This is a genomic window from Bacillus sp. FSL M7-1345 (assembly GCF_038006985.1).
Taxonomy (GTDB): domain Bacteria; phylum Bacillota; class Bacilli; order Bacillales; family Bacillaceae_G; genus Bacillus_A; species Bacillus_A cereus_U.
The window spans coordinates 707361-720816 of the sequence record NZ_JBBOWG010000001.1 but is presented as its reverse complement, the minus strand read 5'-3'; the positions used below and the strand labels follow the sequence as shown (position 1 = coordinate 720816).

Here is a 13456-nt window from a genome sequence, read left to right as displayed (position 1 = left end):
CTATCCAAAATAGCGATGATAAATTGTTTTCGCTTCACTTATATCTTTCGTTCCATGCACAAGTACACGACCATCTTTGAACGCAACTAATCTCTTTTCTTCAACAGAAAATGATAGTAAATATGGATTTACATTCAAATCATTCACGCGATCATTCAGCAATTTTTTATATTGTTCAAAATCCATTTCCTCTTTATGAGGTGGTCTAATTTGAACTGTATTTCTCCCGCATAACACCGCGGTCTTTGAAGTGTTTTCTTTATTTAAATACGGATATAGTGCATTCTCCCCGCACGAAGGACAATTATGCTTACGGAGCTTTTGCACATTCATACATGAATATTCATTTTTCCATACATCAAATGATACAAGCCCCTCTCGAAGCGAGTCATAATCTTCTACTAACAGTTTAAGTGTTTCCGTTACTTGATGAGAAACGACAAGAGATACAGCAGGTGATATAATCCCCGCTGTATCACATGTCGCTCCGCCAAGCGGAATCGATTGTAATAAACAAGATAAACATGGCGTTTTGCCTGGAATAATAGTATAAGAAAGACCGTAACTTCCTACACATGCCCCGTAAACCCATGGAATAGAATATTTTTGCGATATATCATTCACAATGAAACGCGTTTCGAAATTATCAGTCGCATCGATAATTACATCAACATTTGTAACGAGTTCTTCTAACTCTTCAGCCGTTACATCTTGAACGAGAGCTTCTACTCTTACTTCACTATTAATCTCTTCTAGACGTTTTTTTGCCGCCACAGCCTTCGGAAGGTTATTCTCTACATCACTCTCTGCATACAATTGCTGTCTTTGTAAATTACTCCAATCCACATAATCGCGGTCAACAATTGTCACCTTACCAACGCCAGCTCTTACAAACATCTCTGCATTTGCACTACCTAATGCACCTGCACCGATAATAAGTACATGCTTTTCTCTTATCTTTTGTTGTCCTTCTCCCCCAATTGGAGAAAATAGTTCTTGGCGAGAATATCGATTATTCAACTACGCTCATTCCTTCTAAAGGACTACTTGCCGTTGCACAACGTTTACGTGCAATACGGCCTGCTTCAAAGCCTATCCGCCCTGCCTCAATACCTAATTTCATTGCGTATGCCATTTTAATAGGATCTTTTGCCCCCGACACAGCCGTATTTAATAACACACCATCTGCTCCTAATTCCATCGCAAATGCCGCATCAGCTGGGCTACCAATACCAGCATCCACGATAACTGGTACTGTCGCTTGTTCAATAATGAAACTTAAATTTAATGGATTTACAATACCAAGTCCTGAACCAATCGGTGATGCACCTGGCATAATGGCATGCACGCCAAGTTCTTGTAATTTACGCGCTAATACAACATCATCAGATGTGTACGGTAGAACGATAAATCCTTCTTCAAGTAACATTTCAGATGCTTTTAACGTTTCTACCGGATCAGGTAATAACGTTCTATCATCACCAATAACTTCTACTTTTATCATGTCACAAAGTCCAGAAGCTTTTGCTAATTTCGCAATTCGAACAGCTTCTTCAGCATTTTTTGCTCCTGCTGTATTTGGTAATAACGTATATTTTTTCACATCAAGTTTCTCTAATAAATTAGGTTGCTTCGCATCAAATATATCCATGCGACGTACTGCGAACGTTAAAATTTCAGCCTCAGAAACGTCAATTGCTTTTTGCTGTACATCAAAATCAGAGAATTTCCCTGTTCCTAATAAAAGTCTAGAATGAAATGAAAATGGTCCAATGTTTAACATAATCAACCGCCCCCTACGAAAGTTACAATCTCAATTTGGTCTCCATCAAAAACTGATGTATCTTTATGATCATCTTTTTGTAAAATATCTTTATTACGCTCTACTACAACAATTCTGTTATCTAATTCTAAATGTGTAAGTAGCTCAGCTACTGTTTCCACACTCACTGGTACTTCAATTTGATTACCATTAATTTTTAAATTCAAACTTCCATCCCCTTTCTAAACCGATTTAGAAAGCAATGAATCTAGCAGATGATTCTCCTGCTTTCCTTCTATTAAATCAGCCATATACTGACCCGAAACAGGACTTAATAAAATACCGTTTCGATAATGTCCAGTACAAGCATATAAACCTTTTATTTCTTCATGCTCTCCCATATAAGGAGCTTCATGATTCGATTGTGGCCTTAATCCTGCCCATGTACTTTCCCACTCTGCTTCTTTTAAAGCAGGCAATATCGTATAAGCACGCTCTAATATGGAAGTAATACTTTCTGGTTGTACAGATTTATTGAACGTATGAGGCTTCATCGTTGCCCCAATCACATAACGGCCACCGCGCTTCGGCGTAATATAAAACCGCTCTTGGAAAATAGGAACTTTCAAGAGAGATTTCCTGCTTCTTACTGCAACAACCTCTCCCTTAACAGGATATGTACCCCAATCACTATGGAAATAATGTAGTAATTTCGTACTCCATGACCCTCCAGCGATAACGACTTTTTCGCATGTGATTACACCTTCACTCGTAACAATCCCAGTCACTTTATTATTCTCAATACGAATATCAAACACTTCTGTTTGTTCATATATGTCAGCTCCAGAAAATGCCGCGGAATGCGCGAATGCTTTCGTAAGCTCTGGTGCAATAACGTGACCATCTTTCGGATAATATACCGCTCCTATAATTGACTCGGATAGAAACGGCTCTTTTTCCCGTAAATGGTCCCCCGTTAGAAAATAGGAATCTTCACCTGTTTTCTGTTGCCAATCCATAATATGAAGAATTCTTTCCTTCTCATCTTCATTTTGGGCAATGCGATAAATGCCTTTTTCCTCATACCCAATATCGATGCCTGTCTTTTCACGTAAAACTTCTGCAAGTTGTGGAAATATAGCACGGCTTTCTCTAGCAAGCTCAAACAGCGGATCATATTCATCCCATTCTGCCTGCACACCGAGCAAACCAGCAGCTGCTTTCGAAGCTTCAGATGCGATTCTTTGTTTCTCTATAATCGCTACTTTATGCCCTCTTTCTGCTAGAAAGTGTGCAACTGAGCTACCAATTACACCTCCGCCAATAATCGCTACATCATACTTCTTACACATGTTTTTCCGCCCACTTTCTTATTGATTCCTTATAAGATTTTGCTCTGCTATACGGGTTACTACTACTTACAATTCCAGACATAACAGCAATTCCACTTACTTCACTTGCAAGAACATCCATTGTATTTTCAGGAGTAATTCCTCCAATAGCTATAATCGGTATCGATAAGCTCTTTGCAATGTCCGAAATTTCCTCTAACCCTCTCGCCGGCACACCTTTTTTGCACTCTGTTGGGAATACATGACCATAAACGAGCGAATCAGCCCCATTCTTAAAAGCCTCTATCGCTTCTTCTAAAGAATGTACGGAATAACCAACATGCAAATACGAAAACTTTTCTTTCACTGACCTTACATCTGTACTTCGATACCCTAGCTGTACACGCGGGACATTTAATAAAACAGCAATATCAATTCGGTCATTTATAACAAGTTTAGATGCCGGAAAGCCTTTTTTTAAAAGGCTTTCCACCCCTTCATATAATTCCTTCGTACTTTTCTCACGCTCACGAATATGCAAATAATCAATCTCACTCTCAATTTGCATCGCTACATTCACTAACTCTTCGAACGGCATATGGCCATTTGAGATTACGTGGAGCTCATTTTTCATATTCATTCGCCTACTTTAAAATATTTTCGAATAACTCATCAGCTGGAACACTTTCTTTCGTCATTCCTTTGTCTTTCAGCCATTTATTTTGTTTCTCCCAAGACTCTTTTGAATCTGATAAGAATGGCTCATCTTTCTTTTCCATCTTCTCTAATAAAATTTTCATACTTTCTTTTTCAACTTCTGGCACAAGCGGGAAGTTTTCTTTTTCTTGGTGATTTAATAAAATATTTAATGCTTCATCCGGATTTTTCTTCATGAAATCATATCCTTTTTTCGCACCACGTAAAAAGGCCTGTAATGCTTCTTGATCCTTTTTCAAAGTTTTATCACCTGTTACAAATACAAGTTCATGATAATTCGGTACACCGTAATCAGCTGGATTAAAGTACGCCGGCTCATGACCCTCATGACGCATAACAGGTACTTCATGGTTAATGTATGCTCCTGTTACAGCATCTACTTTTCTCGTAATTAACGCTGGCACTAAATCAAAGCCTACATCAACTACTTTCACTGTATCTGGATTACCACCAGCTTCTTTTACCATCGTTTTTAAATACATCTCACTTAAAGGTGTTCCAGAATATCCAACTGTTTTTCCTTCTAAATCTTTCGGTGATTGAATGCCTGCTGATTTCAGCGATACGACATGATTTAACGGTGAACGCACGACAGCTCCAATTGATTTCACTGGAATTTGTTCATTTGCTCTAGCCATAACAACATCTGGCTGATAATACAAGCCAACTGTCACTTTTCCTGCTGCAGCTAACGTTAATGGATCAGTCGGATTAGAAGGGAATTTAATATTTACCTTTACTCCTTCTTCTTTAAAGTAGCCTTTTTCAATGGCTGCATAAATAAAGCTATGCACCGCATTTGGATACCAATCAAGCATGACCGTTATTTCTTTCTCTTTTTTACTCTTATCTGATGCTGAATTACTCGAGCACCCTGCAATCATTGCAACTAATAATGTAAACACAAAGATGCGTTTTAATAATTTCATGAATATTTCCTCCAACTAATGAATTTCTTTTCTAATATAGAAATAAGTATGACGAAAAAAATAGCTAATAATGATAACAATACAATTGGTGCAAATACACCAGCTCCGTCTAACTGCGTCATCATTCTTTTACTGAAATATCCAAGCCCAGCTTGTGCACCGAGCCATTCTCCAATTGCTGCCCCGATAACACTAAGCGGAACTGCAATTTTTAACGCTGAGAAAAAGTAAGGAAGAGCAGATGGCAACTTTAGCTTTAGAAAAATATCTTTTTTTGTTGCACCATACGTAACTAAGAGCTCCTCCCATTCTTTCTTCGTACTACGCAGTCCATCATACGTATTTACCGCAATTGGGAAAAACGTAATTAAGACAGTGACAACAACCTTACTCCAAATGGTATATCCAAACCATAAAACAAATAGTGGCGCAAGTGCTGTAATCGGGATTGTTTGAGAAGCTACTAATAATGGATAAAATGCTCTTTCCATCCACGTACTCGCATTCATTAACATTGCTAGCCCTACGCCCAGTACGATAGAAATAACAACGCCTATTAAAACGACGTACAACGTTGCAGGTAAATGAACGGTAAATAATATATCTTTCAGCGCCCATATCTTCATTACAATTGCAGAAGGTGATGGCAAAATGTACATCTCATCTACAATTCTTGCGCCTACTTCCCATAGAGTAAGTAAAATCCCACTTAATATGAGGGCAGGTAATAACTCCTTCAAGCGATTCATCATACGAGTACCTGCCTTTGTAACATACTAAGGATCTCTTCTTTAAGCGCTAACACTTCAGGCTTATATAAATCTTTTCTTGTTCGGTTACGATCAAGCGGCACAATTCGCTCAGTTAAAGTTGCTATCGGTTGATTTTCTACAACCAAAATTCGATTAGAAAGAAACAATGCTTCTTCAACATCATGAGTGATAAATAAAATTGTTTTTTCCCACTCTTTCCATTGTTCAAACAACCATTCTTGCAAAGATGCCTTCGTTAAAGCGTCCAATGCACTAAAAGGTTCATCTAACAATAATATCTCCCCGCCTGTTAATAAAGTTCGGATAAAAGATACGCGTTGCCTCATACCACCAGATAAATCTTTCGGATATTTTTTCTCGTACCCTTGTAAACCAAATTTATGTAACAGTTCTTTCGCTTTTACTTGTGCTTCTTTCTTCTCCACACCTTGGCACTCTAGCGGTAAAGCCGCATTCTCAATAATCGTCCTCCACGGCAAGAGCATATCTTTTTGGGGCATATACCCTACAGAATGACTCTTTGTTTCTGTCAGCTCTATCTGTCCAGTACTTGCCTCTTCTAAGCCTGTAATAAGGCGAAACAAAGTACTTTTCCCGCACCCACTCGGTCCGATAATACTTACAAACTCTTTATCTTGTATAGAAGCATTTAATTCATCGATGATTGGTTTCTCATCATAATGAAAGGAAACATTATGAAACTGTAGTATGTTCTTGCTCCTCAAAACCCCACATCTCCTTACGATAAGCCATATCCCAGAATAAATATTCAAATCGGCTGGAATATAAGAAAATCTCCTCTAATCGATCTAGCTCTTTCTCTGACTTTCCAACTGCCATTTCATTTAATAAATCTATTAACCAAATACAAAGGTTACCGTATTCTTCAGAACTATATCCTTGAATCCACTCTCCAAAGAACTCATGATCTCTTGCTCCAGGAATATCATTTAAACGCTTTCCAATCTCCCAATAGCTCCACATACATGGAAGTAAAGCTGATATTAATTCTGCAAGTGTGCCATTTTGAGATACAGACATCATGTAATTTGTATAGGCTAAATTTTTAGCAGATGGTTTCGCAGATTCCATCTCTTGTGCAGAAATGCCAAGTCTTTTTGCATATTGTTTATGAATCGTCATTTCACCATTTAAAATCCCATCAATTTGCTCTGCAAATTTTGCCATCACTTGCGGATTCGTTGCCTTTACAACCCCAATTGCATATAGCTTTGCATAATCTAACAAATATAAATAATCTTGAATAATATAGTACTGGAATTTGTCTTTTTCCAACGTACCATCCCCCATACCTACTACAAACGGATGATTATGACTTTTCTCCCAAACAGGCTGCACCGTATCAAATAATCTTTCACAAAATTTCATTAATAATTCCCCTTCCTATATATCTATTTATCTCAATAAAAAAACCACTTCTGTATATAAGAAGTGGTTACAGCAAATAAAATTATAATTTATTCGTTGTTCCACTTCCCTTCGCTAGTATTATCTAGATCAGGTGTTGTAAGGGTTAAGGATTATTCCTCTCTCAGCACGAAAAGCACCCCTAGTGGTGTTAATATGAAATTTTCAAATAAAAAAGCCCCGTTTCTATACGCAAAGAAACGGGGACTCATTGTTAGTGTCCGAATTGCTTCCCTACGCTAGCATAATCTAGATCAGGTAATAAAAAGGATCAAAGGCTTACGGCCCTACTCTCAGCTGGCAACACCAGCCCTCCTAGCAAACTATAAAATTATCACTGTCAGTATAACACCGCCATAAGACATCATCAACTGTTTTAATTTTCTTAATTGCGAATTAAATCTTAACGTGTTAAACAAATATAAATGCGACCCCACAAATGATATATACAATATTTATATACGAATCTCTCTTCTAACATTATTTTTATTGATTTCATATTACATTTATGTGAATACGACCAATATATTATATCTTTATACTATAATAAAATTACAACTATACAACTAGAGGAGGTCTTTATTACATGAATATGAAAGCTACAGCTTTAACAGCAACTACTATCGCAATTGCTTCTTTACTTCCTTCTATGGGAGAATCCGATATACAAACAGCGGCTGCTAAGCAACCATCTACAGTAAAAACTGGATATGTAAAAATTGACAACGTTGCACTACATCAAAATAACCATGCAGACAGTGCAATAATTGATAACATTCGATTTAATAGCCCTGTTACTATTCTTGAGACAACTCAAGATTGGTATAAAGTATCTGTTAACAACAAAACAGGCTATATGAAAAAGGATGCAATTCTATTCAAAAAAAATGTTCAATCAAAAAATCAATATATCGTAAATGCAAACGCATTAAACGTTCGTTCTGAACCTAATACAGAGTCTTCTATTCTAGATATATTACCAAATGGTCAATTCATTACCATTCAAGGTGAACAAGGGGATTGGTACAAAATATTACATAACGGTCAAATTGGATACGTACAAAAAACATTTGTATCTAATGGATCCACACCTCTAGTAAAAGGTGTAACTGTACAAGGTTCTCCTTCTTATACTGTTGCAACACCAAAATTAAATGTACGTAGCAATGCTAGTACAAGTAGCACTCTACTTGGCTCATTACAAAATGGTACACAAGTACAAGTAGTAGAAACGGTAGGTACTTGGTATAAAATTCGTTTTGGCACAGGATACGGATATGTAGCGAAACACTATGTAGTGCAAAATCAAAGTCAAGCACAAGCTAAAACAGCTCAACCTGCATCAATTCCAGCAGTTTTCAAATTCCCTACTCAAGGGAAAATCAGCTCCACTTTTGATATGCGCTGGGAGCAAATGCATTATGGTATAGATATAGCAGCACAAGGAAATGTCTCTATTCAAGCTGCTGCTGCGGGTAAGGTTGTGAAATCTTATTATTCGGCTAGCTACGGCAATGTCGTGTTCATCGCCCATCAAATAAATGGGAAATTATATACAACAGTTTATGCTCATATGAAGGATCGCACTGTACAAGCTGGTGATCAAGTACAAACTGGACAATTAGTAGGTCATATGGGAAACACAGGTCATTCATATGGGCAACATCTCCATTTTGAATTACATAATGGGGAATGGAATTTTGAAAAAACAAATGCAGTAAACCCACTGCCATATTTAGTTAGGTAAATTATATGCCACGCAATATACCTCTCTTTATTGAATACCTGGCCTTTTTAGGTTTAATCTGTTGTTTAATCATTTATAATACGAACACTGTATTCTTATCTATTATTATTGCTTTTGTTGCTTTAGAAATCATTATGGAAGCATTACAAATGCGGCTAAAACAAAAAATTGCCCATATTTATAATGCAATTTTTCTTTTGAGTGCTCTTATAACAAATATAATTAATAATGGTTTTTATTTATCCACCGTACTTCCTGTATTCTTTATAGGTGTTTTATTATTCATAGCTAGATACGTTCATGTTCCTAATAACCAAAAACATGAACAAGAAGCTTAGAAAGAGGAGACACTGTGTACCCATCTTTCAAAGATAATCCAATGAAATATATATTGAACTTATATGAAAAAATGAATACTTTTTTTGGTATACAAAGAAGTTATACTGCACAACTTCTCCTTTATGGAATGTTATTTCTTATCTTAGTTACTTTCTCCTTGCTTTACTAACAAAAAAGGATCTCACATAAACTTGAGATCCTTTTTAATTTATATTAATTTTTAATATGTAAAATATGGTTTATCCACAAGCATATTTTTCATAAATAAAACTAAGATTATATTTTTTCTCTAAGCTCATTCTTTGTTCATCGTCGCACCAATAGAAAAGAATATCATGAATCGTTGCATAACGCTTATTTTTAAGAAATAGTTTAAAGAATGATGGTAAACAATCATGTAATTGTATAAATATATAATTGCGTAGTATTTCTTCTTTGTATTCAATTCCCTTACAAATATACAGTAATTCTTCACAATAATATGCATGCTGTGGAACTTGGATCATTTCGAAAAATGGTACATATGATAGTAACTTTCCAATAAAATGACCATACCGATCCATTACCCCTATCGTCATATGCTCCATCATTTCTTTCATCACATATAAATAATCATCTACATGAGTTGTCTTTAAAGGGTCTAATCGATCGGAAATTTGAGAAAGTACAGCTCTTTGACAAGCTAAAACTGCCTGACTAGGTCCATAATATGATAGGAAGTCTGTACACTTACGATACTTTCGTAATAAGTCATGTGTATATAAATCATACACAAAAGTATTACAATACATTGCTAGACTCATCATATCACTATTTAATTGCTCTTTTGATAGTGTTTTCGCTCGCTTACACATATAAAAGAATGTAAATTCCAATACTTCTTTATGAGATAATAGATGTTTACAATTTGTTATACATTTCTCATTAAATTTAACTCGATCCCAAATTTCTACATCCTCAGCTGTTAATTCACCAATACGATATTTAATAATTAAATAGTTTAAAGCAACTGCTTTCGTCAAAAGATCCCATGTTTCATACTCCAATGAAGTTTGGACAAATTCATCTAGTCCTTGGGCTATCATAAAAGCATTTGCCTCTTCATACCAACCAATCTCTTGACATAAACGAAGAATACGTACTAGAGTTGGAATTTCATCTTTATGAAACTGCGGTAAATTCTTTACTTTATTCATGCCATATACGATAAATGCCGCTAAATTTTCTTCTTTATAAAATTCTTTTTCTTTCCATACTAATATAGTTCGCTCTTTCCCTTCACCTTTTGGATGACAAGGTACAAGCAAAGAAAATAACTCAGCGAAATTATTTGGTTCTATATATGTATCTGTAACCAAATTCCAATTTGGATCGCCCTGTACAGCCCTCATATAATTCCCCTTCCCTTTTTATCTATGTAGGAAATATTAATTCATTATTACATCATTAATGATAAATATTGTTATATTCAAAATCTCTCATAATACTTATATCTCTCAGTATATCATTTTTTCTCTTATTAAAAATTAGGAATGACAAATTTAAAAAAACTGTCAAAAATATTGACTCTATACTTATTATATAATGTCTCAGATACATCACGCTAACATATTAGTTTAATCCATATATACTAGAATAATGTATCTGATCTTTATACATAATTTATTCCGTATGCTCCGAGATTTCACTTAAAGCAAACCCTGCTTGATCATCTGCTGATTGTCTTATAGCTAAATCACCTAGTGCTAGCATCCCAACAAGTTGACCGCTCTCAACTACCGGTAATCGTCTAATTTGATATTGTGCCATTAACTCTGTAGCTTTTTCAATGGAATCATCTGGAGAAACTGAAACAATGTTTGTTGTCATTACATTTGTAATTTGATTAGATCCAGGATGTTTTTCAGCAATCCCACGAACAACTAAGTCTCGATCAGTAACAAGCCCAACAACTTGTTTATTTTCAATAACAGGAATCAATCCAACCGATTCTTCCTTCATTTTTACAGCCGCCTCATATACATTATCTAATGGTGTACAATGTACGATATGAGTACTCATAAGTTCTCTAACTTGTGTCATTTTTCATCTCCTCCTTTTAATACATACCATAGCTTTTCCTAAATCCCTTTATTTATTTCAGGAAAACAAGGTGATAAAAAGAGGCTTATACATAATAAAAAAGAGTCAGCAATATGCTGACTCTTTTTTTATGACCCGTACGGGATTCGAACCCGTGTTACCGCCGTGAAAGGGCGGTGTCTTAACCACTTGACCAACGGGCCATGGCTCCGCAGGTAGGACTCGAACCTACGACCGATCGGTTAACAGCCGATAGCTCTACCACTGAGCTACTGCGGAATATATGGTGGGCCTAAATGGACTCGAACCATCGACCTCACGCTTATCAGGCGTGCGCTCTAACCAGCTGAGCTATAGGCCCATATAATTTACAGGGGCAGTAGGAATTGAACCCACACTGGAGGTTTTGGAGACCTCAGTTCTACCTTTAAACTATGCCCCTAAATGATGCCGGCTAGAGGACTTGAACCCCCAACCTACTGATTACAAGTCAGTTGCTCTACCAATTGAGCTAAGCCGGCATAAATAAAAAAAATAAAAAAATAAAAAAATAAAAAAATAAAAAAATGGTGGCTCGGGACGGAATCGAACCGCCGACACGAGGATTTTCAGTCCTCTGCTCTACCGACTGAGCTACCGAGCCAACATAAAATGGCGGTCCCGACCGGGGTCGAACCGGCGATCTCCTGCGTGACAGGCAGGCATGTTAACCACTACACCACGGGACCATTGGTTGCGGGGACAGGATTTGAACCTGCGACCTTCGGGTTATGAGCCCGACGAGCTACCGTACTGCTCCACCCCGCGACGATATTATGTTTTAAAAATAAATGGAGGAGGTAGAGGGATTCGAACCCCCGCGCGACTCTCGCCGCCTGTCGGTTTTCAAGACCGATCCCTTCAGCCGAACTTGGGTATACCTCCATGAAGGAAAAAAATTAATATCTTATTCATTTTTATATGTAACTAAACCACTTTTTTAAAAAAATGGAGGAGGTAGAGGGATTCGAACCCCCGCGCGACTCTCGCCGCCTGTCGGTTTTCAAGACCGATCCCTTCAGCCGAACTTGGGTATACCTCCGACATATAAAAAATAAAGTGGAGCCTAGCGGGATCGAACCGCTGACCTCCTGCGTGCAAGGCAGGCGCTCTCCCAGCTGAGCTAAGGCCCCATGTTTTTGGGAAAATCGGGAAGACAGGATTTGAACCTGCGACCCCCTGGTCCCAAACCAGGTGCTCTACCAAGCTGAGCCACTTCCCGTTAATAAAAGCGCGCCCGAGAGGAGTCGAACCCCTAACCTCTTGATCCGTAGTCAAACGCTCTATCCAATTGAGCTACGGGCGCATATGGTGCCGAGGGCGGGGGTCGAACCCGCACGGTGGTCACCCACCGCAGGATTTTAAGTCCTGTGCGTCTGCCTGTTCCGCCACCCCGGCATGTCATATTGAAAATTGGAGCGGAAGACGGGATTCGAACCCGCGACCCCAACCTTGGCAAGGTTGTATTCTACCACTGAACTACTTCCGCAAGACATGTATGAGATATTTTATTAAAAGTGCGGGTGAAGGGAGTCGAACCCCCACGCCAAAGGCGCCAGATCCTAAGTCTGGTGCGTCTGCCAATTCCGCCACACCCGCATATTTTTTTAAGAAAATGGTGAGCCATGAAGGATTCGAACCTTCGACCCTCTGATTAAAAGTCAGATGCTCTACCAACTGAGCTAATGGCTCTTAATGGCTGGGCTAGCTGGATTCGAACCAGCGCATGACGGAGTCAAAGTCCGTTGCCTTACCGCTTGGCTATAGCCCAATAATTAAGAAATGGTGGAGGGGGGCAGATTCGAACTGCCGAACCCAAAGGAGCGGATTTACAGTCCGCCGCGTTTAGCCACTTCGCTACCCCTCCGACATATATGGTGGAGGATGACGGGATCGAACCGCCGACCCCCTGCTTGTAAGGCAGGTGCTCTCCCAGCTGAGCTAATCCTCCATTTTGCCTGGCAACGTCCTACTCTCACAGGGACAAGGTCCCAACTACCATCGGCGCTAGAGAGCTTAACTTCCGTGTTCGGTATGGGAACGGGTGTGACCTCTCTGCCATCATTACCAGACTATATTTATTTGAGACAAACATTATTATACTTGATTCACTTAAAAAGTCAATAAGTTTTTTATATTCTCTCGTTTTTGCTTGGCGACGTCCTACTCTCACAGGGACAAGGTCCCAACTACCATCGGCGCTAGAGAGCTTAACTTCCGTGTTCGGTATGGGAACGGGTGTGACCTCTCTGCCATCATCACCAAACTATTGAAGGCATATTCCTTCAAAACTAGATAACATTAGCTTC

General features: G+C 38.2%; 13 protein-coding genes, 20 tRNA genes, 2 rRNA genes and 2 riboswitches. Of the genes, 2 read left to right on the top strand and 33 right to left on the bottom strand.

Annotated elements, in window-relative coordinates; translation table 11 throughout:
• Genes MHB76_RS03710 through tenA form a run of 9 tightly spaced genes read right to left on the bottom strand, consistent with a single transcriptional unit; the run spans nucleotide 1 to nucleotide 6901 of the window.
• Nucleotides 1-1020 (bottom strand): thiazole biosynthesis adenylyltransferase ThiF, encoded by a 1020-nt coding sequence (locus tag MHB76_RS03710; protein ID WP_078174075.1) that lies wholly within the window; start codon nucleotides 1018-1020, stop codon nucleotides 1-3.
• A complete protein-coding gene (gene thiG, locus MHB76_RS03705) occupies nucleotides 1013-1783 on the bottom strand; it encodes a thiazole synthase (protein ID WP_002201724.1) in 771 nt (256 codons plus the stop codon). The genes MHB76_RS03710 and thiG overlap by 8 nt, the downstream gene beginning before the upstream one ends.
• A gap of 2 nt (nucleotides 1784-1785) precedes the next feature.
• On the bottom strand, nucleotides 1786-1989 hold the full coding sequence (thiS, locus tag MHB76_RS03700; RefSeq protein ID WP_002201725.1) for a sulfur carrier protein ThiS: 204 nt from the start codon (nucleotides 1987-1989) through the stop codon (nucleotides 1786-1788).
• Nucleotides 1990-2004: 15 nt separating this feature from the next.
• Nucleotides 2005-3114: a glycine oxidase ThiO gene (gene thiO / locus MHB76_RS03695; RefSeq protein WP_078174077.1), complete on the bottom strand. Its 1110-nt coding sequence runs from the start codon at nucleotides 3112-3114 to the stop codon at nucleotides 2005-2007.
• On the bottom strand, nucleotides 3107-3727 hold the full coding sequence (gene tenI, locus MHB76_RS03690; RefSeq protein ID WP_002203391.1) for a thiazole tautomerase TenI: 621 nt from the start codon (nucleotides 3725-3727) through the stop codon (nucleotides 3107-3109). Before tenI ends, thiO begins: the two co-directional genes overlap by 8 nt.
• 10 nt (nucleotides 3728-3737) lie before the next feature.
• The gene (locus tag MHB76_RS03685; protein ID WP_340985693.1) at nucleotides 3738-4739 is read right to left on the bottom strand and encodes an ABC transporter substrate-binding protein; all 1002 of its coding nucleotides are present in this window, start codon (nucleotides 4737-4739) and stop codon (nucleotides 3738-3740) included.
• Nucleotides 4736-5488: an ABC transporter permease gene (locus MHB76_RS03680; protein ID WP_002159239.1), complete on the bottom strand. Its 753-nt coding sequence runs from the start codon at nucleotides 5486-5488 to the stop codon at nucleotides 4736-4738. The genes MHB76_RS03685 and MHB76_RS03680 overlap by 4 nt, the downstream gene beginning before the upstream one ends.
• Nucleotides 5488-6237, bottom strand: coding sequence for an ABC transporter ATP-binding protein (locus MHB76_RS03675; RefSeq protein ID WP_078174079.1), 750 nt, complete (start codon nucleotides 6235-6237; stop codon nucleotides 5488-5490). The genes MHB76_RS03680 and MHB76_RS03675 overlap by 1 nt, the downstream gene beginning before the upstream one ends.
• The gene (gene tenA, locus MHB76_RS03670; RefSeq protein WP_002159241.1) at nucleotides 6206-6901 is read right to left on the bottom strand and encodes a thiaminase II; all 696 of its coding nucleotides are present in this window, start codon (nucleotides 6899-6901) and stop codon (nucleotides 6206-6208) included. The genes MHB76_RS03675 and tenA overlap by 32 nt, the downstream gene beginning before the upstream one ends.
• Before the next feature lie 89 nt (nucleotides 6902-6990).
• Nucleotides 6991-7094: riboswitch (TPP riboswitch) on the bottom strand.
• A 60-nt stretch (nucleotides 7095-7154) separates the two neighbouring features.
• A riboswitch (TPP riboswitch) is annotated at nucleotides 7155-7267 on the bottom strand.
• Between the two features lie 259 nt (nucleotides 7268-7526).
• Between tenA and MHB76_RS03665 the strand changes: the two genes are divergently transcribed.
• Nucleotides 7527-8687 carry an SH3 domain-containing protein gene (locus MHB76_RS03665; RefSeq protein WP_078174080.1) on the top strand — a complete coding sequence of 387 codons (1161 nt, stop codon included), beginning with the start codon at nucleotides 7527-7529 and terminating at the stop codon, nucleotides 8685-8687.
• Nucleotides 8688-8692: 5 nt separating this feature from the next.
• Nucleotides 8693-9025 carry a hypothetical protein gene (locus MHB76_RS03660; RefSeq protein ID WP_002159243.1) on the top strand — a complete coding sequence of 111 codons (333 nt, stop codon included), beginning with the start codon at nucleotides 8693-8695 and terminating at the stop codon, nucleotides 9023-9025.
• A gap of 240 nt (nucleotides 9026-9265) precedes the next feature.
• On the opposite strand, the gene MHB76_RS03655 is transcribed toward MHB76_RS03660, so the two are convergent.
• The 24 genes from MHB76_RS03655 to rrf (MHB76_RS03540) form a co-directional block, all read right to left on the bottom strand.
• Entirely contained in the window at nucleotides 9266-10417 is a 1152-nt protein-coding gene (locus MHB76_RS03655; RefSeq protein WP_002159244.1) for a DUF3965 domain-containing protein, read from the bottom strand.
• Between the two features lie 271 nt (nucleotides 10418-10688).
• Nucleotides 10689-11108: a CBS domain-containing protein gene (locus tag MHB76_RS03650; RefSeq protein ID WP_016103753.1), complete on the bottom strand. Its 420-nt coding sequence runs from the start codon at nucleotides 11106-11108 to the stop codon at nucleotides 10689-10691.
• A 131-nt stretch (nucleotides 11109-11239) separates the two neighbouring features.
• Nucleotides 11240-11311 (bottom strand) — tRNA-Glu (locus MHB76_RS03645).
• A 1-nt stretch (nucleotide 11312) separates the two neighbouring features.
• Nucleotides 11313-11387, bottom strand: a tRNA-Asn gene (locus MHB76_RS03640).
• A 5-nt stretch (nucleotides 11388-11392) separates the two neighbouring features.
• Nucleotides 11393-11469 (bottom strand) — tRNA-Ile (locus tag MHB76_RS03635).
• A 10-nt stretch (nucleotides 11470-11479) separates the two neighbouring features.
• Nucleotides 11480-11550, bottom strand: a tRNA-Trp gene (locus tag MHB76_RS03630).
• Nucleotides 11551-11556: 6 nt separating this feature from the next.
• Nucleotides 11557-11629: transfer RNA gene (locus tag MHB76_RS03625), tRNA-Thr, on the bottom strand.
• 46 nt (nucleotides 11630-11675) lie between these two features.
• A tRNA-Phe gene (locus tag MHB76_RS03620) sits at nucleotides 11676-11751 on the bottom strand.
• A 9-nt stretch (nucleotides 11752-11760) separates the two neighbouring features.
• Nucleotides 11761-11836: transfer RNA gene (locus tag MHB76_RS03615), tRNA-Asp, on the bottom strand.
• A 2-nt stretch (nucleotides 11837-11838) separates the two neighbouring features.
• Nucleotides 11839-11915, bottom strand: a tRNA-Met gene (locus MHB76_RS03610).
• A gap of 24 nt (nucleotides 11916-11939) precedes the next feature.
• Nucleotides 11940-12032, bottom strand: a tRNA-Ser gene (locus tag MHB76_RS03605).
• Nucleotides 12033-12096: 64 nt separating this feature from the next.
• Nucleotides 12097-12189: transfer RNA gene (locus MHB76_RS03600), tRNA-Ser, on the bottom strand.
• An 18-nt stretch (nucleotides 12190-12207) separates the two neighbouring features.
• Nucleotides 12208-12280, bottom strand: a tRNA-Ala gene (locus tag MHB76_RS03595).
• Nucleotides 12281-12295: 15 nt separating this feature from the next.
• Nucleotides 12296-12369 (bottom strand) — tRNA-Pro (locus MHB76_RS03590).
• Between the two features lie 10 nt (nucleotides 12370-12379).
• Nucleotides 12380-12453, bottom strand: a tRNA-Arg gene (locus MHB76_RS03585).
• A 3-nt stretch (nucleotides 12454-12456) separates the two neighbouring features.
• Nucleotides 12457-12545 (bottom strand) — tRNA-Leu (locus tag MHB76_RS03580).
• A 16-nt stretch (nucleotides 12546-12561) separates the two neighbouring features.
• Nucleotides 12562-12636: transfer RNA gene (locus MHB76_RS03575), tRNA-Gly, on the bottom strand.
• A gap of 29 nt (nucleotides 12637-12665) precedes the next feature.
• Nucleotides 12666-12746 (bottom strand) — tRNA-Leu (locus MHB76_RS03570).
• A 17-nt stretch (nucleotides 12747-12763) separates the two neighbouring features.
• Nucleotides 12764-12839 (bottom strand) — tRNA-Lys (locus tag MHB76_RS03565).
• Between the two features lie 4 nt (nucleotides 12840-12843).
• A tRNA-Gln gene (locus tag MHB76_RS03560) sits at nucleotides 12844-12918 on the bottom strand.
• Between the two features lie 12 nt (nucleotides 12919-12930).
• A tRNA-Tyr gene (locus tag MHB76_RS03555) sits at nucleotides 12931-13014 on the bottom strand.
• Nucleotides 13015-13022: 8 nt separating this feature from the next.
• A tRNA-Val gene (locus MHB76_RS03550) sits at nucleotides 13023-13098 on the bottom strand.
• A gap of 5 nt (nucleotides 13099-13103) precedes the next feature.
• A 5S ribosomal RNA gene (gene rrf / locus MHB76_RS03545) occupies nucleotides 13104-13219 on the bottom strand.
• A gap of 78 nt (nucleotides 13220-13297) precedes the next feature.
• Nucleotides 13298-13413, bottom strand: a 5S ribosomal RNA gene (rrf, locus tag MHB76_RS03540).
• Between the last annotated feature and the right edge of the window lie 43 nt (nucleotides 13414-13456).

Excerpts from the sequence above, each read along its gene's own strand:
- thiG (WP_002201724.1), bottom strand. The coding sequence starts at position 1,783 with ATGTTAAACATTGGACCATTTTCATTTCATTCTAGACTTTTATTAGGA.
- thiO (WP_078174077.1), bottom strand. The coding sequence starts at position 3,114 with ATGTGTAAGAAGTATGATGTAGCGATTATTGGCGGAGGTGTAATTGGT.
- tenI (WP_002203391.1), bottom strand. The coding sequence starts at position 3,727 with ATGAAAAATGAGCTCCACGTAATCTCAAATGGCCATATGCCGTTCGAA.
- MHB76_RS03685 (WP_340985693.1), bottom strand. The coding sequence starts at position 4,739 with ATGAAATTATTAAAACGCATCTTTGTGTTTACATTATTAGTTGCAATG.
- MHB76_RS03680 (WP_002159239.1), bottom strand. The coding sequence starts at position 5,488 with ATGAATCGCTTGAAGGAGTTATTACCTGCCCTCATATTAAGTGGGATT.
- tenA (WP_002159241.1), bottom strand. The coding sequence starts at position 6,901 with ATGAAATTTTGTGAAAGATTATTTGATACGGTGCAGCCTGTTTGGGAG.
- MHB76_RS03665 (WP_078174080.1), top strand. The coding sequence starts at position 7,527 with ATGAATATGAAAGCTACAGCTTTAACAGCAACTACTATCGCAATTGCT.
- MHB76_RS03660 (WP_002159243.1), top strand. The coding sequence starts at position 8,693 with ATGCCACGCAATATACCTCTCTTTATTGAATACCTGGCCTTTTTAGGT.
- MHB76_RS03655 (WP_002159244.1), bottom strand. The coding sequence starts at position 10,417 with ATGAGGGCTGTACAGGGCGATCCAAATTGGAATTTGGTTACAGATACA.
- MHB76_RS03650 (WP_016103753.1), bottom strand. The coding sequence starts at position 11,108 with ATGACACAAGTTAGAGAACTTATGAGTACTCATATCGTACATTGTACA.